The following is a 26,249-nucleotide window of genomic DNA, read 5'->3' as shown; positions in this document are numbered from 1 at the left end:
AGGTTTCCAATTAGAACTCGTCAATTATAGCTGAAATCTCTTCTCTCACTAGGGCAGGCAAATCGGAGGAAGCAAGATCAATCTCCCTTAAGGCAACTTTTGCACCATCGTCGGTGAGTTTGTCATCCGCAATTAAAGCACCAATCGCTATCGCACTTGTTCTAGACAAGCCTAGACGAATCAGTGCAAGATGTGTTTGACTCGAAACGCCAAACTCCAATGAAATCTGAAGTTGTTCAAGGGCGCTTATGTCAATTTCTATCTCTTGTTCATTTGCCACACTCTCGAGTACCTCAAGATAACATGCTAAATATTTGGGTACGATAAACCTAGCGTACTTTTCAACATCTTCTAGCACGTTCCGCACCACGGTGTTAATAGATGTAGTACTTCCTTTCTTTTTTACTTGTTTTTCGCGATCTTTGATCAGCTTTGCAATAGGATTTCCCTGCATCCAGTTAACAACTAAGAGCGCTAGCATAAATGAACGCTTATGATTTCCAAACTCATCACCTGACTGAGAAAGTGTTTTATTTATGCGAGCAAAAACCCTTACATAACTATCGAGTGCATCCAGACTGGCAGGATCCGACGGGATCAAATCCTCTAAACGGTCTTTTCTTTCAATAAAATAGTCCCGCAGGCTCAAAATTCCAGCTGGGTTTACACCAGGGTTGTTGATAGAAATGTCAACGTATACACCCATTAACTCAAAATTGCTCCTAATTAAATCATACAAGACCTGGCTGCTATGAGAATCAACGAACCTATCTATATATTCGCGCAGCTCACCTTTTTGATAGAGATCGAAAAAGAAAGAAATTACATAATTAAACTGGTAAAAGTCGCTATCAACGATTCGAGGTAGGCCATCTCCAATATATGAGATCAGCTTATCAGTCTTGCTGAGGCTTCGCTCAATTGAGCTTTCAATACGATACTCTTGACGCTCTTTCGGGGGACCGTAAGGCCAAATAACCGAGTCTTCTGTATCAATACAAAAGATATTACCCTGGAATTCGATACCCCATCGCCCTGCTCTACCAGCCAGATTCCAGAAATCCTCAGGTAACATAGGATTCCCTGCACCCTTTTTAGGACCCCGAAGAAAAATATTCTTACATGACATATTCACACCCTCTACCAGCGTAGAGGTGCATGCTAAAAACTTTATTCTTTCTTGGGCAAACAATTCTTCTATTTTCGATCTAATAATCTGCGGTAGATTCCCATAGTGAAAAGCAAGCCCTTTTCGCAAGACCTTTGCTAAACTGTAGTCTTTATGAAGGACACGTTCAGAAAGCTCTATTAGCTTTTCAATTTCCTTGTCTTCAACATCTGAGCTATCAAGATAACCCGAAATTAACCTACAAACATTTTCAGCATCAGATGGTCTATTAACATAAACGAGATTGCCGCTTTGATCTCCTCCAAACTCAGCAGATAAAAAAGCTAATCTTTTGGTCTGAGTAATAGGGCGAAATCTCAAACTCACACTCTGCAATCGTGTATTATCGCCAGCTAATTTCGCTATCCATTTGGTTGTCGAACGGGGCTCTGAATTTACCCAAAAAACATTCTGGTTTACAGTTATCTCTGAAGTATGGACAGATTCGAACCTGTCGTTTTCCAAGTGGAATTTTTTTATCTTTTCCGGATTTTCTGAAAATGGACTAGTATACACAATCTTTGTATTACTATTTTCAGCCTTAGAAATCGCATGTTGCAGCAAGACTCCCCGGTAAGAGTCACCTATTTTATGGGCCTCATCAACAAATATTACATCGAATTTTGGTTGAATCGATGCCAGAAGGATATGAAGTCTTTCCTGAGTGAAGATGAAAACTTTACGTTTTGAGCTCCCTAACAGAAACTCTAAGGGTAAGGTAACAATGTCGACATCGAGATTTGAGGCCGCGATTTCCGATTTTAGATCAGAATAAACTTGATTTATTAATGCACGAGTAGGAACTAAATAAAGCAAATTAGAAGAACTATTGTTTACTAGATGATTAAGCAATATCTTATATAAAACGAATGATTTTCCAGCTGATGTTGGAGCAGATGCACTGATTACTCGGTTTGAATGGAAGCTATCCCAAAGCTGGTTTTGAAAACTATTCCCAATAAAATATTGATTTTTTCCTATAAAAATCTTAGATATAAGATCGATCTTAGTTTCTGCTAAAATTTCAGAAACCGTTTGCTCCGAATTGTTTATATCTTCTATGAGACTTTTTTCTATCAAACCTTTCTTCTTTGCGAGCTCAATAGTTCTAAAATTAGACATTTTCCTTAGTAACGAAATTGATGAAGATTTATGATCTCGATCATCATCTGCAAAAAGTATACATGAAGTAACAATTCTAAGTGCCTTTTCACGATCTTTAAAGTTATTCGAGAAAGTCAACAGATTCGCAACTTTTAAAAGATACTTCCAGTCTACTGATTGAGCTATATATGATTCCAACGTGTTGGTCGCGGAATATCTATTAAGGTGCTTCGCGCCACTTTTTTCGATCACCTCTTCATACTGGCTCAAAAAGTATTCGGAGGACGTGATGGTAGACAAAATATGATTAAGCGACATCCTTGACTCCGAGCTCCTTTAAGAACAAAGCGCGAAAATTCTCTGCTGACTCAATTGGAATCAAGAAGATGTGAATATGGTAGTTTTCCAAACCGTGCTTTTCTATTCTATGAGTTACAGATTTTATCCAGGAGGGAATATTCGACTTTACAGCATGCATCAATTTCTCATTATCTAACGTCCCATCTTTATACTTTTCGTAATCAAATGCCACAAGACACAGACCGCAAGACTCTAAATAGTCGTATTTTTCTGATTCTGTATTAAAATATTCTAAGATGGCAGCAACGAGTTCAGGGTCATTGAAATCGATATTATCTCTTATTAATTCAATATCCCTCTTCGTCTCCTGCGAGTACTTCAAGATCTCCGAGAGACTTTCAATACAGTCGCTAATTGCCGACGAGAAGTCACCATAAACTTTTGATTCGCCCCAGAAGATCGAGAGCGACTCATTACGCACACTTAAAAACGTCCCATCAGCCCCGTGAACATGCATATTAGAGTCTGTTTTCAAACTCATCTTAGGGACCACTTGGGGATACTTCAGGTAGTATTCGGCGAGAACGAATAGCAGTAGCTCCCCACCTTCACCAGTTTTTGAAAGCGTGGTGAATAGTGATTTAGCTTCCCTGCTGAGCCGTTGAAAACCAGCAGCGCTCCTTTCTTCAATCAGCTGTTTCTGAGCAGCCTCTAGCTTTTTGCGAGGCATTGTGAAGTCGATAATTCTATCTAGAATAATATCAATTAACTCAGGGAGCTTGGGCCGTCCAGACTTATCTACTTTCAAGAAGTGGCATTCGACAGTGCCGTAAGTGCCCTCTGAAGACTCTATCGGAACAGATTGGATGCAGCCGCTTAGCGGCAAAATATCGCCACGCGCCACAGCTTGCAATGCATTTTCTATTTTTTTCAGGCTGAAAGTGTCTTCGGATTCAGGCATTTAGACATCCATGTGGTTTAAGTATGGATTGATACTATGCAGTTAGCTACCGGCACGCAAACTATTGAGGCGCCTAGTGACTACATGAAAGGATTGACAATAGCATTCTTTTCAAAGTAACCACTTAACCCATTGTTTTAAATGGTTCCCGGAGCCGGAATTAAGCCGCCACGACCATAAGGTCGAGAGATATTTGGTCTTTTGCGTGCAAAAATTAAGACAATAGTGTTCGGCTGAAAAGTAGCACCTGAGTAGCACAGAGTCGGCACTTGGTTTTTGAGAAATCAGTCTGAATCGCTGGAGATACCATGGATACTGGGCTTGAGGTGGTGGGCCCTCCGGGACTTGAACCCAGGACCTGCCGATTATGAGTCGGATGCTCTAACCAACTGAGCTAAGGGCCCCGCTGAACGCACCGGGCGGTGTGTTCGAACAGAGCCCGCATTATACCGTCCAGAGGCGCCAAGTCTACCCAGGCTATTGATTCTCTTGGGGTTTTACTGGAACCCCGGGCGGTGCTTTGGCTAGCTACACTGGCCCTGTATTTGAATCAGGCGGGTGGGGTCTTCCGCGATGACAGTTTGCTGGGGCACGGGTGCTACGCCGCCAGTTGTCTGGGCTGGCGCCGGTTCAGTGCCTGGGTTAGCGGGCGTTTCTGGCTGGCTGTGCCAGATCAGGTGGTAATGGCAGTTGTTCAGCCAAATGGCCTCTCCTGGGGTCAGCGTTGCCTGTTCGCCCTCTGCTTCCAGGCTTATTTGCCCGGGGCTGCCGGGCTTGGCTCTCAGTGTGGCGTTGCCGGGCAGCCTGGCGGGTAGCCGCAGGCGTTCTGCGAAGAACCAGGTGGGGCTGGCTGCGTCCGGGGCGGTCAGTTGCAGGGTTCGGTCTGGCCCTACCGGGCTGAAGTCGCGCTCCAGAGTGAGGGTGCAGTTTGTGCAGCCAGGGGCGTTGAAGGGCCAGGGCTCCAGGCTGGTCTGGCCCAGGTGCAGGCCTTCCTTGCTGATGGAGATGGCTACGCCGGTTTCAGTGGGGCCGGTGGTTAGGCTGATGTTGGCCGCAGGCCAGGGTTCGGCCGCGGCCAGGGTGGCGCACACTAGGGCACCGCCCAGCATTAGAGCCGGCTTCATGGTGCCACCTTGTGGGAGCGGATTCGTTCGAACAGTGCAGCCGGCGGGCTTGGCTCGGCTATGTAGGGGCGGCGGTCGGTGTTGTCTGGCCCCACAAATCTGAGAATGGCGTTGGTCTGGCGCTGGCTGGTGGTTCTTTGCAGGCTGGCACCGTAGTTGTTCCATTCGTTGTAGCCCCCAAAATCGATCACCAGGCTACCCCAGTCGTCGTGGTCGGTCATGGTCGTTGCGCCGGTGGCCAGAATATCGCTGAAGATGGTAGAGGCGTTCACGTTCGTCTCGGTGACGTCGCCGTTGCAGTTAAAGTCGACCGGGTCTGAACCAACGCGGCCAAGGCCCAGGGTTTCATCCAGGTTAGCCGGGTCTAGCTCGACGGGGCTGCCATCGGAAAAGTCCATCCGGAAGTTTGCGGGGTCACCGTAGGGGCCATCGACTAACGGGCCTTCACAACCGCCGGCAGGCCTGTAGTCGCTAAAATACCGGTCGCCTTCGTTGTTGCCAATCTCCGGTAGGCCATTCAGCTGGTACAGGTAATTCATAATGCTCAGGTAGTTGGGTTTGGCGTTCACATTTTCATCGCCACCGTGGAGCAGGCCAAGGTTATGCCCCAGCTCGTGCATCAGGGTGCTGGCCTGGTAGTTAATCAGCGCGTTGGTTCTGGCGGGGGTGGTGCTGTCGAGGCCCCAGCTTCCCAGCGAGACAATGAGGTCGTTACCAACCACTTCGGCAATACCGGATGAACCGTTAGACCCATCTTCGTTACGCGAGGTACTGAACAGTACGAAATGAAAGATCGGCAGCCGTTTGTAGTCGAAATAGGAAGCTTTGTAGTCGAAGAAGCTCGCCTGGCTGCCCGTAGGGCTGAAGTCGATGCTCAGTGCGTAGGGTACTTCCTGCCCGCCGCCCAGGTCGAAATTGGCCGGGTTTAGCCCTGGGCTGTTATCGTACAGGTCGCCCGCGTCTATGTGCACGGCAATGTTTTTTGCGGCAAAGGCATCGATGACTTTCTGCAGGGCTTCGCGGCGGGGTTGCACCCCTTCGTCGAATGGCAGGTTACCGTCGTCGGTCGAGTCGACGTAATCGACTTCCAAAAAGATATCGGCCCTGCCGGCACGGGCGCCCCACTCGTAGAGTGGCATGCCGGCGAAAGTACTGCCGGGTTGTTCGTTGCAATCGGGAATGCCGTCTTCGTCGAGGTCTTCCGTGCCGCATACGTCGTTAGGCCCGCCGACTGTCGCCCAGCTGTAGGGCGACCAGTCAGCGGCCGAGTCGGTGTCGGTCAGGAAGGCATCGCGGCCGATGCTTTGGCCAAAGCTGTCGTTTGCGGTGGGTAGGGCTGCCACGGAACTGCCCGTCCAGGCGTCTGCCTCGCTGGGGGTGGGGGCAGACCCGAAGCTGACGTAGTCGATGGTTGCGCCATCGCTCAGGCGGTTAATTTCCAGAAACCCGTTGCCGTACCAATGGGGGCGCCATTGTTCGTCGTCGAGGTGGATAACCTGGGCGGTGTCTTCTGCCTCTGAATTCGAATAACTGCTTTGCGCCCGCACCACCAGGTACTGGCCCGGTGCAATTTGCACATTGGGGAACGCAAAGGTACGGCTCGCCTCAGTGGCCCAACCGTTCACAACATCGACACCTGGGCTGCGCAGTTCATAATCGGCCAGGTTCAAGGGAGTAGAACCGGCGTTATAGAGTTCGAACCAGCGCATGATGTTCACATTGGGGGAAGCACCCACTTCAGAGATGAACAACGCCTGTGGAACGGTCTTGAAGGTTGAGGCGTCTTCTTCTATTGGGATGCCGAAAACGGAAGCAACTGCGTCTGTTATACGCCAACTGTATTCGGTATCGGGTTCCAGCGATGTAGCCAGTATGAATTCGAGGCGATTCCCCTCTTCAATGCTGTGGCTGGCTATGCCGTGGCAGCTGGCGAAGTTATCGCTGCTGATTTGTACGCTGCCGTCGCAGATGCCGTTGTCTGTGTAACTGAGGGTAGCCGGGTCGATCGGAACATCCGAAAGGGCGCTTAAGCGGGTTTCTTCGCTGACATTCTCGGCGGCATTCCCAGGCATGAGGGTCAGAGTTGGCACGGTATCATCGGTAAATTCGAGCGTTATGGTGCGCACCTGAGATTGAAGCCCCACGTCGTCTACCTGCACGGTGAAGCTGTCGCCTGCCCAGGCGTCGGAATCAACCGGCTCGTATTCGAATTGACCGGTGGCTGGGTCCACCAACTCAAGTGTGCCCCGGGCCGGGTCGGTGATGATGCTCAGTTGCGGGTCGCTGTCTGGGTCGTCGCTTCCGCTGAAGGCGATGCTGCCCGCTATACTGGTTTGGTATTGAAGCACCAGCGTCTGGTCGGCTAGCTGCGGCGGGAGAGCGTCTGAGGTTTCGGGTGCGTCGTCCGACGGGTCATCGGTGGTGTCACCGTCGGTGGTTGAATTCGGGTCAGTGGTTTGGGAGTCGGCGTTCGAGTCGTCAGAATCGCTGAAATTCTCGCTATTGCTATTACAGCCCGCCAATACACCACTGATTAGTGTGATCAAAAAAAAGGCCCGCAACGGGCTTATGCTCTTCCTGGTTTGACTGGACACACACCAGCTCCCTTTAGTCTGTTAACGGATCATTATCCCTTTTTATAACAGACCAAACGTTGTTTGAGGTCTCAAATATGGTGTGCTTTGGTGTCGCTGAGGGGCCGTTACAACGGGCTTCTGACGCCTGGCGAGTCATTTCGCGCCAGAAACCCGTTCGAAGGTTTAGCTTTGGCGGGTCTCTACCGTAAGGGTCAGCCCTGCTTTCAGAGTATTCGCCACAATGCAGCCGCGCTCGGCCATGGTCACCAGCTTGGGCAGGCTTTCGACGCCGGCTGCGCCGGTTACCGTCATCACGATGCTTTCATACACCGGGGGCGTGCCGGCCAGGGTGCCGGTGATGCTGACGTCAATGTCGCCGAGCTCAACGTCCCGCGCCTGGGCAGCGGCCACCAGGTTAGACATGAAACACCCGCCGAGCGCCGCCAGCAGGGCTTCGCCGCCCATGGGGCCGGCGTTTTCACCGCCTTTTTCGGTGGGGCGGTCCATAACAATATGGTGATCGCGAATGTGGGCTTCGCTGGCGGTGGTGCCGGTTCGGGTGAGGGATACGGTGATGTCTGGCATGACAGGAAACTCCGGTTGTATTTTCCTCAGTGTAAGGCGGTTTCCTGGCTGGTGGTAGTGAAGGGGCGCTGCACTGATCGATCACTCGTCCTGCTCGGTTGGTCGGAACGCCCGGTCGAGCAAGGTGCCGATGAAGTCGCCCAGTTCATCGAAATAGGCATCGTCCATCGGTTTACGGCTGACCGATTCGAGCACCGGCTGCAGCAACAACGGGGCAATCAGCAGGCTTTGCAGCACTAGTCTGGCCTGCTCGGGCCGGTGTATACGGCCTTTAGGTAAGGCCTCGTCAAATTGTTGCTCCACCTGGCGTACCAGGGGTCGCAATATGGTATCGATCAGCCATTGGCGTTGTTCGTCTGGGGCGAACAGGGCATGTTTCACCACCATGTGAATCAGCTCGCGGGGTGCATAACGGTAAAAATAGCGAAACAAATCCCCAAACGACATCTCGGGAAAACGTTTTATGTTCTCCAGTACATGCGCTTTTACCGGGTTCAGGTAGCTGAGCAATACCGCGCGGTACAGTCCGCTTTTATCACCAAAATAATAGGCAATCATCGCTGAGTTAACGCCTGCCCGCTCGGCGATGCGCCGAATCGATACCCGCTGATAATCCTGATGCAAAAACAGGTGCCTGCCGGCTTCCAGTAGCCGGTGGTGAGCGGTGTCTGATTCCGGGCTGAGTTGTGGTTCCTGCATAACGTTTCCATTTTTTGGCAACTGACTGGTCACGGGCTTGCACCTCGAAATACGGGGGCTAGTCATATTGTTTCGCCAGGAGTTCGTATCAGCCACCGGGTGTGGCTATCCGGGGTCGGCGTGAACCCGTCCATGGGGCCTAGACCGCAGCATCCATGCTGCGGACTTCCCCGGATAGCCACACCCGGCACCTGATACTTAGTTAGTAGCAAACACTACACTTTGAACTAAAACAGCCACTCCACTTGCCAGAACAGTCGGTCGTTGCCTTCGGCGGCTTGTAGAGCGGGTGCGTCGCCGCTGCGATAGCTTACCCAGCCCAGTTCGGAGCGCCACTGGTCGTTGATGGTCCAGTCGGCGCCTAGTCGAATGGCTTGTCCGTTGTTGTCGGTCAGGCCAAAGCCAAGAATGGCCGTGGTCAGCGTCAGCCGCTCCCGCGCGGTGCTGTGTTCAACGCCAACGGCCCAGCGGTGGTTGAACTCATCATCCAGAGTGGCCGCCATACCGGGCTGATAGTCCGGAAGATACCTTGTGCTGAGTTCCAGCACCAGCCGGCTGTTCGCGGGCAGCGTCAGGTCACCGCCCAGGGCCCAGCCCAACCGCTCGGTGGTGCGCACCGGGTCTTGCGTTTGCGGCAGGTTGCCGCTAACCGGCGCCCAGGCCAGGCCGTCTTCGGCGGCCAGCTCGGCTTTCAGAATGGTCGGCCCCACAGGCAGGCTTAGCCCGGCACCGAGGGTAGTCAGGCGTTCGTAGTGGCGTTCGATGCCGCCAGGCCTGAATTCCAGATGGCCCGAAGGGTTGTAACCGTGCCAGATAAAGGCTGCGATATCTGCATTGCGCCACAAGCCGCTCAGGCGAATGCCACCTGAGTGAGCGCCCGGGTCTTCCCAGCCCTGGTCTGGGGTTTGGTCATCGGTTTCGGCCGTGGCCGGGTAATAGTCGCTGCCATACACCGGCAGTTCCGCCGTGCGGTTTTCGTGGGCGATAACCCCCTGCAGGGTCCAGTCGCCCAGGTAATAGCGGGCCTCGGTCAGCCAGCGCGAGAGCCGGGCTTCATCGGCATCGTACAAGCCGGGTTGTGAAAGTTGTGGCGGGTTCACCGGCTCCAGTATCGACAACACGTCGTTGAAGCCCCAGGTCAGCACCTGCCGGCCGCTGGTGAGTACCCAGCCTGGCGTTGTGTGGGCGAGCCTGGCCTCATTGAGTGCAAATTGGGTCTCGCGCTGGTCGCGGTAGGGGGTTTTCCAGTCTGCATCTGATCTCAGTTCGAACACCCAATCCTGGCTCAGTTCGGCATCCACCAGCATGTTTAACCGCTCGGAGGGCCGCCATTCCAGCCGGGGGTTCCAGGCCGTTACCAGGCTCGCCAGCCCACGATGATCGGTCGCGCCCGGTGCCGGGGCGTTGTGCGCCGTGGCCCACTGGCCCCGGTGGATCAGGCGGTTGGCGATATACAGCTCGCTGTTTGAGGCCGGAGCGGCGGTTTCAACCTCGCTGAAGCCGCTGTCGAAGGCATCGCCGAAGGGGTCATCTTCTGCTGCAACGCGGGCGCACAGAGCGGCCAGAACGGGCAGCCAAACGCTGGGTTTCATAGGCCCTGCTCCAGGCGCTGAACGGTGAATTCAGACGCAGAAACCTCGGGGTTCAGGTTGATGTTGCTGAACGTCAGTTGAGTGCGGTGTACCGTTTGGCCACCTTCCTGGCTGACCACCTGCATCACCAGCGGCAACCAGAAGCCATCGCGTTGTTCCCACTCGGGCAGGTTCATCAGCTTGCGTTCATTGGCGTGCTCAAGCGTGTGTATGGCGCGGATGACCTGATGATTGCTTTGCTGAACATACACGACCGATTCGGTATAGCCGGTGCGGTCGACCACACTCTGGCTGGCGGCAGTTGCACGTACCCGCCAAACGGGTTCCTCCCCTACCTGCTCTTCATCCAGCAGTTCGTAGGTCCATTCATCGAGATTGCGCGATGACATATCGGCATAGGATAAATCGGACCCCATGAAGCTGCTGCTCTGGTCGCTGCCGGCAATGCGCTTCGATTTATTCATGCTGGGCAGGAAGAGCCACTGGTCGTCGTTGCGTTGCGGGTCGTCGTAATCGTGCACCAGAAAACCGGTGCCGCGCACGTCGGAAGGTTCCAGAAAAAACAGAAGGCTGCGTTCGCTGTCGTCAAAGGTTCGGCTGAGCGAACGCAGGCGGCGCACGCGCTGGTTGCCGTTGCGGTCGATGAGGGTCATCGCCATATCGGCCGCCATCAACTCGGGCGACGGTTGGGCGTCGACCTGCTCCATAATCTCGCGGCCGGTTTCAGCCTGGGCGGTGTTGCAGACAAGCACCAGCATGGCAATAAGAATCGCGATGCCCGCGATCAGGTTCGGGTGTGCTTGGGTAAAGAGTCTCATCAGTTAGTCTCCTGTTTCAGGCGAGGGGCATACCAGCGCAGCAGCACCGGTGTCAGCGTGAAATTTGATAACGCGGCGAGTAAAAAAGCAGTTCCGCTGAGCAACCCAAAATGGAAAATGCTCGATACATCGCTGAACAAAAACACGTAAAACCCCACGGTTAATACCACGGCCGTGGTCAGCAAGGCGGGGCCTGCATTGTCAAAGGCGATGTCGACGGCTTGTTCTGCATCGCCGGTTTCAGCAAAGGCGGTGCGGAAGTGGTGGGCAAAGTGCACCGTGTTATCGACGGTAATGCCAATGGCCACGGTCGCCACCAGCATGGTGAACAAATCCAACGGAATGCCGAGCACTTTCATCAGGCCCATCACCACCAGAATGGGCGCCAGGTTGGGCAGCATGGCCACCGCGCCCAAACCCACCGAGCGCAGCAGGGCCATCATCATCAGCGTGATGGCAATGGCGGCCAGGCCGTAACTCCAGGCGGTGGTGGTGATGACTTCATCAAGCGTATCGCTGAGCAGCGGCAGCAAGCCCGCCACTCGCACGTCGGCCCAAGGCGTCAGCGCCTGACTGAGGGTTTGTTCAGTTACGACAATAAAGCCCTGGTATTGCAGAATGTCGGCCCAGGGCATGATCAGCGTGATCTTCATTTCGCGGTAATCGGGGCTGACCAGGCGGCTCAGTTCATCGGCACCGCTGTTCTCGAACAGCACCAGTTGTTCGGCGAGCAAACTGGCCGAATCGGGAATGGCGTAATACTCGGCATCGCCACTGTTCAGGGCCTGGTGGGTGCCTTTAACGATGTCGAGCAGGGAATTGACGTGCCCGATGCTGACGCCGCCGGGTTGGCCTGCCTGCAGTTGCGCCAGCACTTCATCGAGCCGCTGCAGCATTTGCGGGTTTTTAAGGCCGTTTTCTTCGCCAGTGTCGATGATGACATCCATATTAATGGTGCCGCTCAACTTCGCATCGATGGTGTCGGTCGCGGCGCGGATCGGTAGCGATGCCGGCATCCAGTTCAGGGGGTCGAACGAGAACCGCAGTTGCACCGCCAGTGTTAACGCAATTGTCACCGCCAACAGCCACACCCCCGCCAGCCAGGCACCCCGGCGCAAGCTCAGGCCTGCGAACCAGCGCAGAACCGCTCGCACCGGGCCGTGTCCGTTGGCTTGCTCAGATACGGAAGCTTTTACCGTTCGTGGTGCCGACAATGGCCAGAGCGACATCAACGCCGGCATTAGCAACACCGTCAGTGCAAAGGCCAGCATAACCCCCAGCGCCGCAAAGAGGCCGAGGTTGGCGATGGGGATCAGATCACCACTGGCCAGTGTCGCAAGCCCGGCCGCCGTGGTCAGCGAAGTCAGCAGCATGGGCAGGGCCGTGCGGCGTATCGCCAGGCGCATGGCGGCGTGCCGGTCTTGCCCGGTGTTGTAGGCCCGGAAAAAATGCGTCAGCACATGAATGGCATCGCCCACGGTAATGGCGAGCAGAAAAGACGGCACCAGAATCAGCGGCATCTGCACCGTCTGGCCAGCCAGCGACAAGCTGGCAAAGGTTGCCAGAATGGCCAGCAGCACCGCTGACAGCGGAATCACCACCGCTGAAACACGCCGGAAGAACGCAATCAGCACGGTAATGATTAGCGCGATGGTAAGGCCGATGAAGGTCTGCATCTCGCTTTTCATGGTGGCTTCGAGTTGCTGGTTAATCACCGGCATACCGGCCAGCACGGCATCCAGCCCGTCGGTGGCGGCCATTTCGGCTTCGAGCGCGGTAATCAGCTCAAACATTTTCTCGATGGGCAGAAAGGTATCGCCTTCTCCTGCGGGCGCGGGTGTTTCTGCAGTCGGGGGCGTCGCAAAGGCGTCACCAAAGGCATCGTCGAATGCGGCCGCGTCATCGGTTACCGCCTGGGGGTCGAAGTCGTAGGTATAGGGTTCAATCACCAGGGTGGTGAAGGTGCGGTCGGCGTTAACCACCAGCCCTTCCAGCGCGGGCGTCGCGGCAATGCGGTCTTCAAGGGTGGCCCGGCTCAATGTGCCCACCGGTTCTGGCACCAGATCATCGACAGTCAGGCTATCGGCCGTGCCTTCCTGATAAGGCGCATTCAACAAGCTGTCGACCCGCCGCACCCAGGGCACTTGCTGTTCAATGCGCCGGTGAAGGTCGGCCAGCCGGGCCAGGCTCTCATCACTGAGTACATCGGCCGCTTCAATACCGACCACGATAACGTCGTTGCGGCCGTAGGTTTCCTTAACGGCGTTATAGGCCTGGCGCGCGGGTTTGCTTTCATCGATAAAGTGCTCAAGATCGGTATCGATTTGCAAATGCGGCAACTGACTGCCAAGCGCCACCATAAACAGCAACAGGCTGGCCAGCACCGGCCAGGGGTGGCGCATAACCCAGTCGGTGTAGCGTTCCAGCCAGTTAGCCAGGCGGGTTGATTGCATTTTTGAACTCCTCGTGGGGCGTCATTAATCAGGTGATTAAACCTTAGCTCCTGTGCCTGTTGTGACGCGACTGATCCTGTTCATCAAAGTGTATGAAATGATCAGTCGGCCACACCCGGGTGCCACCAAGGACCAGTGGTGCTCAACCCAAAAACCAGCGACAATAGCGCTATGACTCACTTTCCGATTGAACGCTTGGCCACAGGACATCCATGCTCAACCCGCTGATTACTGCCAAACGCATCCTGATCTCCGCCGCCCAGGCGCCGGACAGCGCATCGCTGATGCGCCTGATCGTGGATCGCATTCGCACGGCCCTGAAGGTGGACGTGTGCAGCCTCTATGTGATGGATGAGCAGGGTGAACTGGTGTTAACAGCCACGCTGGGTTTGTCGGAAGAGTCCATCGGCACCACGCGCATGGCGCCCGGGCAGGGCCTGGTGGGCACCATTGCCCAGCGCCAGCACCCGCTGAACCTCGATAACGCCGAACACCACCCGCGCTTTCGCTATTTCGAACAGACCGGTGAAGAAGATTTTCAGGGCTTTCTGGGCGTGCCCATCATCCACCTCGGCCAGACGCTCGGCGTGCTGGTGGTGCAGGTGCAGGAGACCCGGCGCTTTACTGAGGAAGAAGAAGCCTTTCTGATCACCATGGCCGCGCACATGGCGGGCAGCCTTGCCGGCAACCTGAAAAAAGCCACTCGCCCGCTGGTGACGGACGACCACGTTCCGGTACTGCGCTTTCAGGGCATTAAAGGCGCCCCCGGCATTCAGATTGCGACCGCCTGGCTGGTGAAAGACGATGTGCGCCTCGACGACATTCCCGAGCGCGATGGCACCAGCATTGACTACGAACAGAAACGAATCGCCGAAGCCATGGCCGACACCCGGGATGAACTCGACACCGGCCTGGACCAACTTGGCAGCAACAGCAACGACACGCTGAATTCGCTGCTCGACGTCTATAAATTGTTGCTGCAAAGCCCGGAACTGAAACAGGCCATTGCCGATGAAATTCAGCTGGGCGTCAGCGCCAGCACGGCATTAAAACGGGCCATGCTCAGCCAGATCGCGGTATTCGAAGCCATGGACGACCCCTACCTGAAAGCCCGGGCGGAAGATTTGCGGGTGCTGGGGGTGCGGGTTTACCGGCATTTGCACGAAGAACTCAATGAGCGCATGCAGCCGGAAAACCCGGTGATTCTGGTGGGCCGCGAGATCAACATCTCGCACTTTACCCGCATCGATCACGATAAGCTGGTAGGCATTGTCAGCCTGGAAGGGTCGGCACTGTCACACACGGCGGTGCTGGCCAATGCGCTGGGTATTCCTGCCGTAGTGGGCATTGGCGATGAAGACCTGAGCAGCCTCGATAAAACCGAAATCATCATCGATGGCTATCGTGGCCTGGTCATCGGCCACCCGCCGGTGGCGTTGCTGAACGAATTCCAACGCATGGCGCGCCAGGAAAAAGCCCTGCAGGCGGACTTGTCGCATTTGAAGAGCCTGCCGGCAGAAAGCAAAGACGGGCAGCGGGTTCGGTTGTACACCAACACCGGTCTGCTGGCTGACATTACGCCGGGCCTGGAACGGGGCGCCGAAGGCATCGGCCTGTATCGCTCGGAAATTCCGTTCATGGCGCACAATACCTTCCCGACCGAGGAAGAGCAGGTGCGAATTTACCGGGGCGTACTCAGTGCCTATTCGCCCAAACCGGTGGTGATGCGTACCCTCGACATCGGTGGCGACAAGGCCCTGCCCTATTTCCCGATCAAGGAGCAGAACCCCTTTTTGGGCTGGCGCGGTGTGCGCTTCACGCTCGATTACCGCAACATTCTCCTCGACCAGATTCGCGCCATGCTGATCGCGAACGTCGATAACGACAACCTGCAACTGATGATTCCAATGCTCAGTCGCGAAGACGAGCTGGAGCGGTTCCACGCCATTGTCGATGAGGCCGTCGCTCAGTTGAAGGAAGAAGGCTACCCGGTCAGCAAACCGCCGGTCGGCATTATGGTGGAAGTACCTGCGGTGCTCTGGCTGCTGCCACGCCTGCGCGACACCATCGATTTCGTCTCGATCGGCTCCAACGACCTCACCCAGTATTTGCTGGCGGTCGATCGCAACAACCCCAAGGTAGCCTCACTCTACAGCCACCTGCACCCGGCGGTGATCAGCGCTTTGCGCGGCCTGGTGCGAGAGTGCAAGCGGCTGAATTTGCCAGTGAGTATCTGCGGGGAAATGGCGACCGACCCAGTCGCGGTGGTACTTCTGCTGGGGATGGGCGTTCGCACCCTGAGCCTCTCGGCCTTCCACCTGCCCCGCATCAAGTGGCTGATCCGCTATCTGCACATCAGCGACTGCGTCAGCCTGCTCGACCGCGCCCAAAACTACCGCACCGAGCAAGACCTGCGCGACATGATCAACGACCATATCCGCGAGCTTGGCTTGGGTGCCTTGATCCAGTAGGTGGCTTTGGTCCGCGTCGGACACCGGTAGTACCTCGAAGGGGTCGGCGTGAATCCGTCCATGGAGCCTAGGCCGCAACATCCATGTTGCGGACTCCCCCTTCGAGGCACTACCGGCATCCAACGCTGGTCTCGTGTGGCAATTCTCAAAACATAACTTAAGTTTCGGAGTTCGTTGGCACAGGGTTAGCACTGGATGCCAGGTAGGCCTATTGAGGGTGGTCCGCAGCAAGGACTAAAACGCCAGGAGCGTTTTAGCATGTGCGCAGCGAGCCCGAAGGGTGAATCCCATGGATGGGATTCATACCCTGCGGTCCAGGCCCCATGGATGGGTTAACGCCGACCCCCGATGGACCTACCTGGTAGCCGGTGCGGACTCCTGGCACCGAAGCCAACCGCGAATTCCGAGACTTGAGCTAGTGGCTGAGCTACAAAACCACCCACACAAGTACATGCAGAATCACGCCTGCAAAAATACCTGCAATGACGTCGTCTATCATGATGCCCAGCCCGCCTTCAACGCGCCGGTCTAGCCAGCCGATGGGCCAGGGTTTGATGATGTCGAATATCCGGAACAGGATGAACCCCAGCACGACCGTCCATAGGCTGACCGGCACGGCGATCATGGTGATCCAGAAGCCGACGAACTCATCCCAGACGATGCCGCCGTGGTCGTGCACTCCCATGTCTCGGGATACCCGATCGCAGAGGTAACAGCCCAGAACAAATGACGCCACCACCACAACCAGATAGAGCCAGAGCGGCAACAGGGAGAGCAGCAGGAACAGGGGAATGGCCGCCAGGGTGCCGAAGGTGCCGGGCGCTTTGGGCGCGGCGCCACTGCCCAGGCCGAAGGCTAGAAAATGCGTCCAGTGGTTATGCCAGCGGCGGGCACTCGGTTCAATCATCCGTTACATCCTGTTGAAAAGCGGTCGGGTCAGAAGTGTTGAAAGCCTGTCTCACTCAGGGCGTGAGCCTCGCCATTATGCCGAATCAGCGCCTGGCCGTCGCCTGTCTGTGCCTGGCCGATGCGGGTCAGCGGCACATTGAGTGTTGCAGCCAGCGCCGCAATGGCGTTGCGCTGACCGGGGGCGGCGGTAAAGGCCAGTTCGTAGTCGTCGCCCCCGCTCAGTATCCACGACAACACCTCTTCTTCGGGGTAGCCCCGGAAACTGGGGGCTTGCGGCAGTGTGTCGGTATCGATCACCAGGGTCAGGCCACTGGCTTTGGCCAGGTGCCCGCAGTCGGCGGCCAGGCCATCCGAGACATCGATGGCTGCGCTGGCCAGGCCGATTAACCGTTGGCCCAGCTCAAGGCGAGGTTCGGGTGCCCAGTAGGCCGCCAGCCAGTCGGCGGGCGCCGAAGCCCAGGCCGGGTTGAGCACTGCCGGTAAGGCGGCCGCAGCTCGCCCGGGGAAGCCCGATACCCAGAGGTCGTCGTTCGGTTGTACGCCATTGCGCCGCAGCGGTGCATCAACCAGGCCGTGCATTTGCAAGCTGATCACCCGGGCCGGGCCCGAGGTGGTATCGCCCCCGGCCAGCACCAGGCCATAGTGCTCGCTGAGTTCACGCAAACGACCGGCGAATGCTTCGAGCCAGGTGTGGTCAATTGGGCTGGGCAAGGTGAGGGCAAGCGTAAAGAACGCCGGTTCGGCGCCCATGGCGGCCAGGTCGCTGAGCGCGGGCAGAAAGGCTCGCTGGGCGGCCTGGGCGCCGGTAGCCGTTTCGGGAAAGTGCCGGCCGGCGACGGCGGTATCAATCGACATCACCGTTGGTCGGCGCGGGTGCCAGATCAGGCAATCATCGCCCTGCCCCAGTATCAGGTCCGGATGGGCGCCGCGCCAGCCGCGAAAATAATGCTCTATGAGCTCGAATTCGTTCATGGCGGGAGTGTGGCGTTGCGGCCCGGGAAAGGCAAGATGCAGCCAGGCACGCTCGTGCCGGTTCAGGGCGAACGGATCTGACTCTGTGGTTTGCGCCTTTCATCTTATTATATTATATTACATATCAAGCTAGCTGGTGATTGGTAAGCACCTTGTCTGCGAGCGGTTTCAGCAAACAGACGGCTCATACCAATCGGATTAGCTTACTCAAACAACAATAAACCAGGCGCTGAGGAACAGACCGGTACTCAACCGGCTTAATCCCCATTGCCTAGGGAGACAACGATGAAAAACCCTACCACCGCGCTCGCGGCCGCAGTCATGTCCTGTTCAATTGCCTTCTCTGGCATCGCCATTGCTGAAACGGTTGGCATCTCCATGCCCACCAAGTCGTCGGCTCGCTGGATTTCCGATGGTGAAAGCATGGTGGCGCAGTTTGAAGAAGCCGGTTACGACACTGAACTGCAATACGCCGAAGACGATATTCCTACCCAGCTGTCACAGATCGAAAACATGATCGTCAAAGGTGTGGACGTTTTGGTTATTGCCTCTATTGATGGCACCACGTTGTCGTCTGCGCTCGACCAGGCCGCCAGCATGGGCATTGAAGTAGTCGCCTACGACCGTCTGATTCGGGGCTCCGAACATGTCGATTACTACGCCACCTTCGATAACTTCCAGGTCGGTGTGCTGCAAGCGGGCTACATCGAACAAGCCCTGGGTCTGGAAAACGGCGATGGCCCCTTCAACATCGAACTGTTTGGTGGTTCACCAGACGATAACAACGCTTACTTCTTCTACAACGGCGCCATGTCGGTTCTGCAGCCTTACATTGATAACGGCCAACTCGTCGTGCAAAGCGGCCAGACCGGTATGGACACCGTCTCTACCCTGCGCTGGGATGGTTCGGTCGCCCAGGCCCGTATGGATAACCTGCTGAGTGCCTACTACTCCGATGAAGAAGTCGATGCGGTGCTGTCGCCGTACGATGGCCTGAGCATCGGCATCATCTCTTCGCTGAAAGGCGTGGGTTACGGTTCTGATGATCTGCCCATGCCGGTCATTACCGGACAGGATGCTGAAGTCCCGTCGGTTAAATCCATTCTTGCTGGTGAGCAAACCATGACGGTGTTCAAAGACACCCGCGAACTGGCCCGCGTGACCGTTGGTATGGTCGACTCCCTGTTCGAGGGCAGCGATCCGGAAATCAACGACACTTCAACCTACGACAACGGCATTAAAGTGGTGCCTTCCTACCTGCTGAAACCCGTCAGTGTGGATGCTTCCAACTGGGAAAGCGTTCTGATCGACAGCGGTTACTACGACATGGACGACATTCGCTAAGCGGGCGTCCCCGACCAACGACGCCCCTGGCAAGGCGTGAGCCTTGCCGCAGTGACCTGGCCTTTCGTGTCGGGTCACTGCGGGCGCGTCTGTTTTCGATTAACGCAGTTACGACGAGGGCACTCTGTGGATACCATCCTCGAAATGCGCCACATCACCAAGACCTTTCCGGGTGTGAAGGCGTTGGACGACGTCAGCATTCAGGTCAGGGATGGCGAGATTCACGCCTTGGTTGGCGAGAACGGCGCCGGTAAATCGACGCTGATGAAAGTCGTAAGCGGAGTGTATCCGCACGGTACTTACGACGGCGACATTCTGTTTCAGGGCGAAAAGCGCGAGTTTAAAAACATTTCCGACAGCGAATCGCTCGGCATCATTATTATTCACCAGGAGCTGGCCCTGGTGCCGCTGCTGTCGATTGCCGAGAACATTTATCTCGGCAACGAACAAACCGCCAACGGTATTATTGACTGGCCAAGAACCTTTTCACAAACCGAAGGCCTGCTGGCCAAAGTGGGCCTCACCGAACCACCCGGCACGCTGGTGGGCAACATCGGGGTGGGTAAACAGCAGTTGGTGGAGATCGCCAAGGCGCTGTCGAAAGACGTAAAACTGCTGATACTGGATGAACCCACCGCGAGTCTGAACGAAAAAGAAAGTGATGCCCTGCTCGACTTATTGCTCGAGTTCAAACGCAACGGCATTACCTCCATTCTGATTTCCCACAAGCTCAATGAGATTCGAAAAGTAGCCGATACCGTCACGGTAATTCGCGATGGTGCAGCCGTCAGCCGACTCGATTGTTCGCAAGAGCCGATCAGTGAAAACCGCATCGTCGCCGATATGGTCGGCCGCGATCTGTCGGACCGTTTTCCGCCGCGAACGCCCGACATCGGCGAGGTGATCTTCACCATTCGCAACTGGAACGTTTATCACCCGCAGCATGCCGACCGGCAGATGATTCGGAACGTCAGCCTTGAGGTTCGGGCCGGAGAAATCGTCGGCATTGCCGGGTTGATGGGCTCTGGCCGCACCGAATTGGCCATGAGCATTTTCGGCCGAACCTATGGCCAGAAAATATCCGGACAAGCCTGCCTGCACGGGAAAGAAGTCGACCTGGGCACCGTGCAAAAGGCGGTTAACTGCGGCCTGGCATACGCAACGGAAGATCGCAAAACCTATGGCCTGGTGCTAGACGATACCATCTCGCGCAACATCTCAATGGCCAACCTGGGCGGCGTTAGCAATGGCTTCATTATGGACGACAACCATGAACAGGCCGTCGCTGAAGACTACCGGCGAAAGATCAACATCAAAAGCCCCGATGTGAATCAGAAAACCGTCAACCTTTCTGGCGGCAACCAGCAAAAAGTGGTGCTGTCGAAGTGGTTATTCACCGACCCCGACGTGCTGATTCTCGATGAGCCGACGCGGGGCATTGATGTCGGGGCCAAATACGAAATCTACAACATCATCAACGAACTGGCTGCGCAACAAAAAGCCATCATCGTCATCTCATCGGAAATGCCGGAACTGCTCGGCATCAGCGACCGGATATACGTTATGAACGAAGGTGAGCTGGTGGGCGAGATGCCAAAGGCAGACGCTTCGCAAGAAGCGATCATGACCATGATCATTCAATCCGGGAGACACTAACATGTCGACACAAGCTACCTCCGTCGATAAACCCCAACACAGCACCGCTTCCATGGGCGGTTTTTTCAAAACCCATCTGCGCGAATACGGCATTCTTATTGCCCTGGTCGTCATTATGGGGCTGTTTCAATTTCTGACCGACGGCATTCTGATGAAGCCGATCAACCTGACCAATCTCTTTCTGCAGAACAGCTACATCATCATCATGGCGCTGGGCATGCTGATGGTGATTGTCTGTGGTCATATCGACCTGTCGGTAGGGTCTGTACTCGGGTTTATCGGCGCCCTGGCGGCGGTGATGATGGTCAATTACGACATCAGCTACCCGGTGACCTTTATCGTCTGCCTGATGGTCGGCACCCTGATCGGTGCGGCCCAGGGTTATTGGGTCGCCTATTACCGCATTCCGGCGTTTATCGTCACCCTGGCCGGCATGCTGGTATTCAAAGGGCTGACGTTGTGGCTGCTGAACGGGCAATCGGTTGGGCCCTTCCCGGATCAGTTTCAGAAGCTGAGCACCGGCTTTCTGCCCGACCTGTTTCCCTCCAGTGACTTCCATGTGACGTCAATGCTGCTGGGTACGGCGACAGCGACCTTACTGGTCTACTTCAATCTTCGCACTCGCCAGAAACAGGCAAGCTACGGTTCAACACTGGAACCGGTGCTGTTTTTCGTGGCACGCAACGCCCTGATTATCCTGGCCATTCTGTACATCACCTATTTGCTGTCTACCTATAAAGGGGCGCCCAATGTGTTGATTCTGATGGCGCTGCTGATTTCCGTTTATACCTTTGTGACCCAGCGCACGACCTTTGGTCGCCGGATTTACGCCATCGGTGGTAACGAAAAAGCGGCCATGCTCTCGGGCATTAACACCCAACGCCTCACCTTTCTGACTTTCGCCAATATGGGCATGCTCGCGGCGCTGGCCGGCATGGTGTTTGCCGCCCGGCTGAACATGGCCACTCCCAAGGCAGGGCTGGCTTTCGAGCTCGACGTTATTGCTGCGGTGTTTATCGGTGGCGCTTCGATGCGTGGCGGCTCGGGCAAGATCATCGGCGCTGTCATCGGCGCTCTGATCATGGGGGTGATGAACAACGGTATGTCGATCATGGGTGTCGGTATCGACTGGCAGCAGGTGATTAAAGGTCTGGTTCTGCTCGCGGCGGTTATTTTCGATGTTTACAACAAGAACAAGGCTGGCTAGCCGGCCCTTCAGGGCTATTCGCGAGTGACACGGGTTGACAGTGAACCCGGTTAATTGGACTATTATATTAATGTATTACAAATAAGGTTTCCTGATGACTCGTCGTAACGATAATGACAAGAAAAACAGCGATACGGGCGGAACCCGGCTGCGCTCTGCAGAGTGGTTCGGAACACGCGACAAGAACGGCTTCATGTACCGCAGCTGGATGAAAAACCAGGGCATTCCCGACCACCACTTTGAAGGCAAGCCGGTCATCGGCATCTGCAACACCTGGTCGGAGCTGACACCCTGCAACGCCCACTTTCGCACCATCGCCGAGCGCGTTAAAAACGGCATCCGCGAGGCGGGCGGCATTCCGGTCGAATTCCCGGTGTTTTCCAACGGCGAGTCCAATCTGCGCCCTACCGCCATGCTGACCCGTAACCTGGCGTCCATGGACACCGAAGAGGCGATTCGCGGCAACCCGATCGATGGCGTCGTACTGCTGGTCGGGTGTGACAAAACCACCCCGGCGCTGTTGATGGGCGCCGCCAGTTGCGACCTGCCGACCATTGTCGTCACCGGCGGCCCGATGTTGAACGGCAAGCACCAGGGCAAGGACGTGGGCTCCGGCACCCTGGTCTGGCGCCTGCATGAAGAGTACAAGGCAGGCAAGATCAGCCTGCATGAATTTCTCGATGCCGAAGCCGGCATGTCCCGCTCGGCCGGTACCTGCAACACCATGGGAACCGCCTCTACCATGGCCTGCATGGCGGAATCACTCGGCACCAGCCTGCCGCACAATGCGGCCATTCCCGCTGTGGATTCGCGCCGCTATGTGCTGGCACACATGTCTGGCATGCGCGCCGTGGAAATGGTGCATGAAGACCTGCGGCTGTCGAAAGTTCTAACCCGGGATGCCTTCATCAACGCCATTCGCACCAACGCGGCCATCGGCGGCTCCACCAATGCGGTGATTCATCTCAAGGCCATTGCCGGTCGCATTGGTGTGGATCTGAGTCTGGAAGACTGGAATCATGGCCGGGGAGTACCCACCATGGTCAACCTGCAGCCTTCCGGCCAGTATCTGATGGAAGAATTCTATTACGCCGGAGGCCTGCCTGCGGTATTGCGCCGCCTCGGCGAGCGCGATCTGCTGAACCGGGATGCACTGACCGTGAACGGCAAAACGCTGTGGGAGAACAACCGCGAAGCACCCTGTCATAACGACGACGTGATTTTGCCGTTCGATAAACCTCTGGTCAGCAACGGCGGCATTTGCGTATTGCGTGGCAACCTGGCACCGCGTGGCGCTGTTTTGAAACCCTCCGCTGCTACGCCAACCTTGATGAACCATCGCGGCCGGGCTGTGGTGTTTGAGAACATTGATCACTACAAGGCGCGCATCGACGACCCGGATCTGGACATCGATGAAACCTGCGTCATGGTGCTGAAAAACTGCGGGCCAAAAGGCTACCCGGGCATGGCGGAAGTCGGCAATATGGGGCTGCCCCCGAAGTTGCTGAAAAAAGGCATCACCGACATGGTCCGCATTTCCGATGCACGCATGAGCGGCACTGCCTTCGGCACCGTGGTATTGCACGTTGCACCCGAAGCCATGGACATGGGTCCATTGGCCGCGGTGCAGGATGGCGACATGATCCGGCTCGATGCCGAAAACGGCGTGCTCGAACTGGAAGTGTCCGATGCCGAGCTGAACAGCCGACTGGCCGCCCTGAAATCAGACCAGGTGATCGCCCGAACCGGCGGCTATCAGGAACTGTATCGCGACCGGGTATTGCAAGCCGACGAAGGCTGCGACTTCGATTTTCTGGTGGGCTGCCGCGGCGCCGCCGTACCGCGCCACTCACACTGATCCGGTTTAACGGGAGACACTATGAACCTGAGCAATACATACCCCAGCCTGGCGGGCAAGGTGGTCTTCATTACCGGCGGTGGTTCCGGCATTGGCGCCAGCCTCGTTGAAGCCTTTTGCCACCAGCAAGCGACCGTGGTGTTTGTCGATATTTTGGAGGAGGAATCCCGCGAGCTGGCCGACCGGGTTAACGGTGGGCTTGGCCACGAAAGCGCCCACTTCTACCCCTGCGACCTGGTCGATGTCGAGCGCCTGAGGGCGATCATCAGCGAGGTGCGCGAACGGTTTGGCCCCATTGGCGTGCTGGTCAACAATGCCGCTCAGGATACCCGGCACGACTTTCGCGAGGTCACACCCGACTACTGGAACGAACGCATCAACATCAATTTGCGACCGCAGTTTTTTGCAGCCCAGGCCGTGTATGACCACATGAAAGGATTGGGCGGCGGCTCCATCATCAATTTCGGTTCTATGAGCTGGCATGAATGCCAGGGCAACATGACCGGCTATACCACCTCCAAGGCCGCTGTGCTGGGCCTAACCCGGGGCCTGGCACGCGACATGGGGCCAGACCGGATTCGGGTAAACACCCTGACCCCGGGCTGGGTAATGACCGAACGCCAGCTCAACAACTGGGTCAATGATGACACCAAAAAGGTGATTGACCAGAGCCAATGCATTAAAGGCTCGCTGATGCCGGAGCACATTTGCGCCATGGCGCTGTTTCTGGCTTCGGACGACAGCTATATGTGCACAGCACAGGACTTCATCGTGGACGGCGGCTGGATTTAGAGGCTGTTCACAGGCTCTCTCAGCCGCCCCGACATTCAATACAAAATTAAAAGGTGATTCGCATGAGCGTTACAGGCAAACAACTGATCGGCGGACAATGGCAAACCGGCACCAGCGGAAGCTACCATGCCATCAACCCGGCTACGGGTGAAAAGCTTGCTCCGGAGCTGAGCTTCGCCAGCGAAGAACAGCTCAGAGCAACAACGGCAGCGGCCGCTGCGGCAGCGCCTGTTTTTGCAGCAACCAGCCCCGGGGAGCGCAGTCGCTTTCTGGAAACCTGTGCCGAAGAAATCATGGCGCTGGGCGACGAACTGCTTGATCGCGTATCCGCTGAAACCGGCTACCCTCGTGCCCGCGCCGAAGGTGAGCGCGGCCGTACCTGCGGCCAGTTACGAATGTTCGCCAAACACCTTGTTAAAGGCGATTACCTCGATGCCCGTATCGACACCGCCCTGCCCGACCGCCAGCCCATGCCGCGTCCTGACATTCGGTTTTGCAAGCACCCAATAGGCCCGGTTGTCGTGTTCGGTTCATCCAACTTCCCTCTGGCCTTCTCGGCCGCTGGCGGCGACACCGCGTCGGCACTGGCGGCGGGTTGCCCGGTGATCGTGAAAAGCCACAACTCGCATCCGGGCAGCGGTGAATTGGTTGCCCAGGCACTGGCCCGTGCTGCGAAGCAATGCGATATGCCAGCCGGTGTTATCAGTTTTCTAGCGGGCAATCGCAATGAAATCGGCGTCAACCTGGTGACCGCACCCGAAGTAAAAGCCGTCGGCTTTACCGGCTCGACCCGCGGTGGCATGGCTCTGTATAAACTGGCCAGCAACCGCCCGGACCCGATTCCGTTTTTCGGAGAGATGGGCAGTATCAACCCGCTTGTGGTTTTGCCCGAGGTACTCAAAACATCGGCCGCAGAGATCGCTGAAGGGTTTGTCGGTTCACTGACGCTGGGCACCGGCCAGTTCTGCGTAAACCCTGGCCTGGTTCTCGGACTAAAGGGCCCTGAACTGAACACCTTCATGGAAGCAACCGGGGCAGCACTGGCCGACAAACCGGCCGGTGTGATGCTGAACCAGGCCGTCGCCGAAGGGTATGCCTCGGGTGCTGCTCATTTGTCCGACCAACCCGGCGTCCGTCAGGTCTCTACCGGTAAAGCCCAGGAAACTGACGCCGGGTTTTGTGGCCAGGCTTATCTGTACGCGGTCAATGCCGGGGATTTCATCACCAACCCGGCGTTGCAGGAAGAAGTGTTCGGCCCCTGCTCTCTGGTGGTTGAGTGCCGCGACACCGACGAACTCAGCCAGGTCATCAATAGCCTGTCCGGACAGCTGACCGGAACGCTGCACGGCACCGAAGCGGAACTGGCCGATGCTAAAGAACTGGTCCGATTGCTGGAGCAGCGAGTCGGCCGGGTTGTGTTCAACAACTTTCCGACCGGTGTGGAAGTGACCGATGCCATGATGCATGGCGGCCCTTTCCCCGCAGCGACCGACAGCCGTTTTACGTCAGTCGGTACCGCCGCCATCGACCGCTTTGTTCGCCCGGTTTGCTATCAAAACAGCCCACAAGACTTGTTGCCGCCCGCACTGCGTAACGACAACCCCTGGGGGCTGAGACGCCTGGTTAACGGTGAATGGCAGGACGGCCAGATCTAGGAGGC

18 protein-coding genes and 1 tRNA gene are annotated in these 26,249 nt (G+C 56.2%); 7 read left to right on the top strand and 12 right to left on the bottom strand.

Features of this window, described 5'->3' with window-relative positions; genetic code table 11:
- Nucleotides 1-10: 10 nt before the first annotated feature.
- From EP166_RS18695 to EP166_RS18650, 10 genes are all read right to left on the bottom strand, one after another.
- Nucleotides 11-2,590 (bottom strand): DEAD/DEAH box helicase, encoded by a 2,580-nt coding sequence (locus tag EP166_RS18695; protein ID WP_127559919.1) that lies wholly within the window; start codon nt 2,588-2,590, stop codon nt 11-13.
- The gene (locus tag EP166_RS18690) at nt 2,580-3,533 is read right to left on the bottom strand and encodes a HamA C-terminal domain-containing protein (protein ID WP_127559917.1); all 954 of its coding nucleotides are present in this window, start codon (nt 3,531-3,533) and stop codon (nt 2,580-2,582) included. Before EP166_RS18690 ends, EP166_RS18695 begins: the two co-directional genes overlap by 11 nt.
- Before the next feature lie 327 nt (nt 3,534-3,860).
- A tRNA-Ile gene (locus EP166_RS18685) sits at nt 3,861-3,937 on the bottom strand.
- Between the two features lie 120 nt (nt 3,938-4,057).
- A complete protein-coding gene (locus EP166_RS18680; protein WP_127559915.1) occupies nt 4,058-4,657 on the bottom strand; it encodes a hypothetical protein in 600 nt (199 codons plus the stop codon).
- Nucleotides 4,654-7,203: a lamin tail domain-containing protein gene (locus EP166_RS18675; RefSeq protein WP_127559913.1), complete on the bottom strand. Its 2,550-nt coding sequence runs from the start codon at nt 7,201-7,203 to the stop codon at nt 4,654-4,656. The genes EP166_RS18680 and EP166_RS18675 overlap by 4 nt, the downstream gene beginning before the upstream one ends.
- Nucleotides 7,204-7,416: 213 nt before the next feature.
- Entirely contained in the window at nt 7,417-7,818 is a 402-nt protein-coding gene (locus tag EP166_RS18670) for an OsmC family protein (protein WP_127559911.1), read from the bottom strand.
- 81 nt (nt 7,819-7,899) lie between these two features.
- Nucleotides 7,900-8,517, bottom strand: a complete 618-nt coding sequence (locus tag EP166_RS18665; protein WP_164744011.1) for a TetR/AcrR family transcriptional regulator — start codon at nt 8,515-8,517, stop codon at nt 7,900-7,902.
- Nucleotides 8,518-8,744: 227 nt separating this feature from the next.
- On the bottom strand, nt 8,745-10,109 hold the full coding sequence (locus EP166_RS18660; protein WP_127559901.1) for a hypothetical protein: 1,365 nt from the start codon (nt 10,107-10,109) through the stop codon (nt 8,745-8,747).
- Nucleotides 10,106-10,927 (bottom strand): outer membrane lipoprotein-sorting protein, encoded by an 822-nt coding sequence (locus EP166_RS18655; RefSeq protein WP_127559899.1) that lies wholly within the window; start codon nt 10,925-10,927, stop codon nt 10,106-10,108. The genes EP166_RS18660 and EP166_RS18655 overlap by 4 nt, the downstream gene beginning before the upstream one ends.
- Nucleotides 10,927-13,380, bottom strand: coding sequence for an efflux RND transporter permease subunit (locus EP166_RS18650; protein ID WP_127559897.1), 2,454 nt, complete (start codon nt 13,378-13,380; stop codon nt 10,927-10,929). Before EP166_RS18650 ends, EP166_RS18655 begins: the two co-directional genes overlap by 1 nt.
- A 212-nt stretch (nt 13,381-13,592) precedes the next feature.
- Between EP166_RS18650 and ptsP the strand changes: the two genes are divergently transcribed.
- Entirely contained in the window at nt 13,593-15,851 is a 2,259-nt protein-coding gene (gene ptsP / locus EP166_RS18645) for a phosphoenolpyruvate--protein phosphotransferase (protein WP_127559895.1), read from the top strand.
- Between the two features lie 427 nt (nt 15,852-16,278).
- Here the strand turns inward: ptsP and EP166_RS18640 are convergent, their stop codons facing one another.
- On the bottom strand, nt 16,279-16,758 hold the full coding sequence (locus EP166_RS18640; protein WP_127559893.1) for a phosphatidylglycerophosphatase A family protein: 480 nt from the start codon (nt 16,756-16,758) through the stop codon (nt 16,279-16,281).
- Nucleotides 16,759-16,787: 29 nt separating this feature from the next.
- Nucleotides 16,788-17,732, bottom strand: a complete 945-nt coding sequence (gene thiL / locus EP166_RS18635) for a thiamine-phosphate kinase (RefSeq protein ID WP_127559891.1) — start codon at nt 17,730-17,732, stop codon at nt 16,788-16,790.
- 285 nt (nt 17,733-18,017) lie between these two features.
- Between thiL and chvE the strand changes: the two genes are divergently transcribed.
- The 6 genes from chvE to EP166_RS18605 all read left to right on the top strand — a co-directional run bounded on the left by chvE (nt 18,018) and on the right by EP166_RS18605 (nt 26,244).
- Complete coding sequence (gene chvE / locus EP166_RS18630) at nt 18,018-19,076, top strand: multiple monosaccharide ABC transporter substrate-binding protein (RefSeq protein WP_127559889.1); 1,059 nt, start codon at nt 18,018-18,020, stop codon at nt 19,074-19,076.
- Between the two features lie 126 nt (nt 19,077-19,202).
- Nucleotides 19,203-20,732, top strand: a complete 1,530-nt coding sequence (mmsA, locus tag EP166_RS18625) for a multiple monosaccharide ABC transporter ATP-binding protein (protein WP_281276813.1) — start codon at nt 19,203-19,205, stop codon at nt 20,730-20,732.
- A 1-nt stretch (nt 20,733) separates the two neighbouring features.
- Nucleotides 20,734-21,939 carry a multiple monosaccharide ABC transporter permease gene (mmsB, locus tag EP166_RS18620; RefSeq protein WP_127559888.1) on the top strand — a complete coding sequence of 402 codons (1,206 nt, stop codon included), beginning with the start codon at nt 20,734-20,736 and terminating at the stop codon, nt 21,937-21,939.
- Between the two features lie 94 nt (nt 21,940-22,033).
- The gene (locus EP166_RS18615) at nt 22,034-23,797 is read left to right on the top strand and encodes an IlvD/Edd family dehydratase (protein WP_127559886.1); all 1,764 of its coding nucleotides are present in this window, start codon (nt 22,034-22,036) and stop codon (nt 23,795-23,797) included.
- Nucleotides 23,798-23,818: 21 nt separating this feature from the next.
- Entirely contained in the window at nt 23,819-24,589 is a 771-nt protein-coding gene (locus EP166_RS18610) for an SDR family NAD(P)-dependent oxidoreductase (RefSeq protein WP_127559884.1), read from the top strand.
- Between the two features lie 62 nt (nt 24,590-24,651).
- Nucleotides 24,652-26,244, top strand: a complete 1,593-nt coding sequence (locus EP166_RS18605) for an aldehyde dehydrogenase (NADP(+)) (RefSeq protein WP_127559882.1) — start codon at nt 24,652-24,654, stop codon at nt 26,242-26,244.
- The last annotated feature ends 5 nt before the right edge of the window (nt 26,245-26,249 follow it).

Source organism: Saccharospirillum alexandrii, assembly GCF_004000275.1.
Lineage (GTDB): Bacteria > Pseudomonadota > Gammaproteobacteria > Pseudomonadales > Natronospirillaceae > Saccharospirillum > Saccharospirillum alexandrii.
Note: the sequence above shows the minus strand (reverse complement) of the source record. Positions and strands in the feature narration are given on the sequence as shown.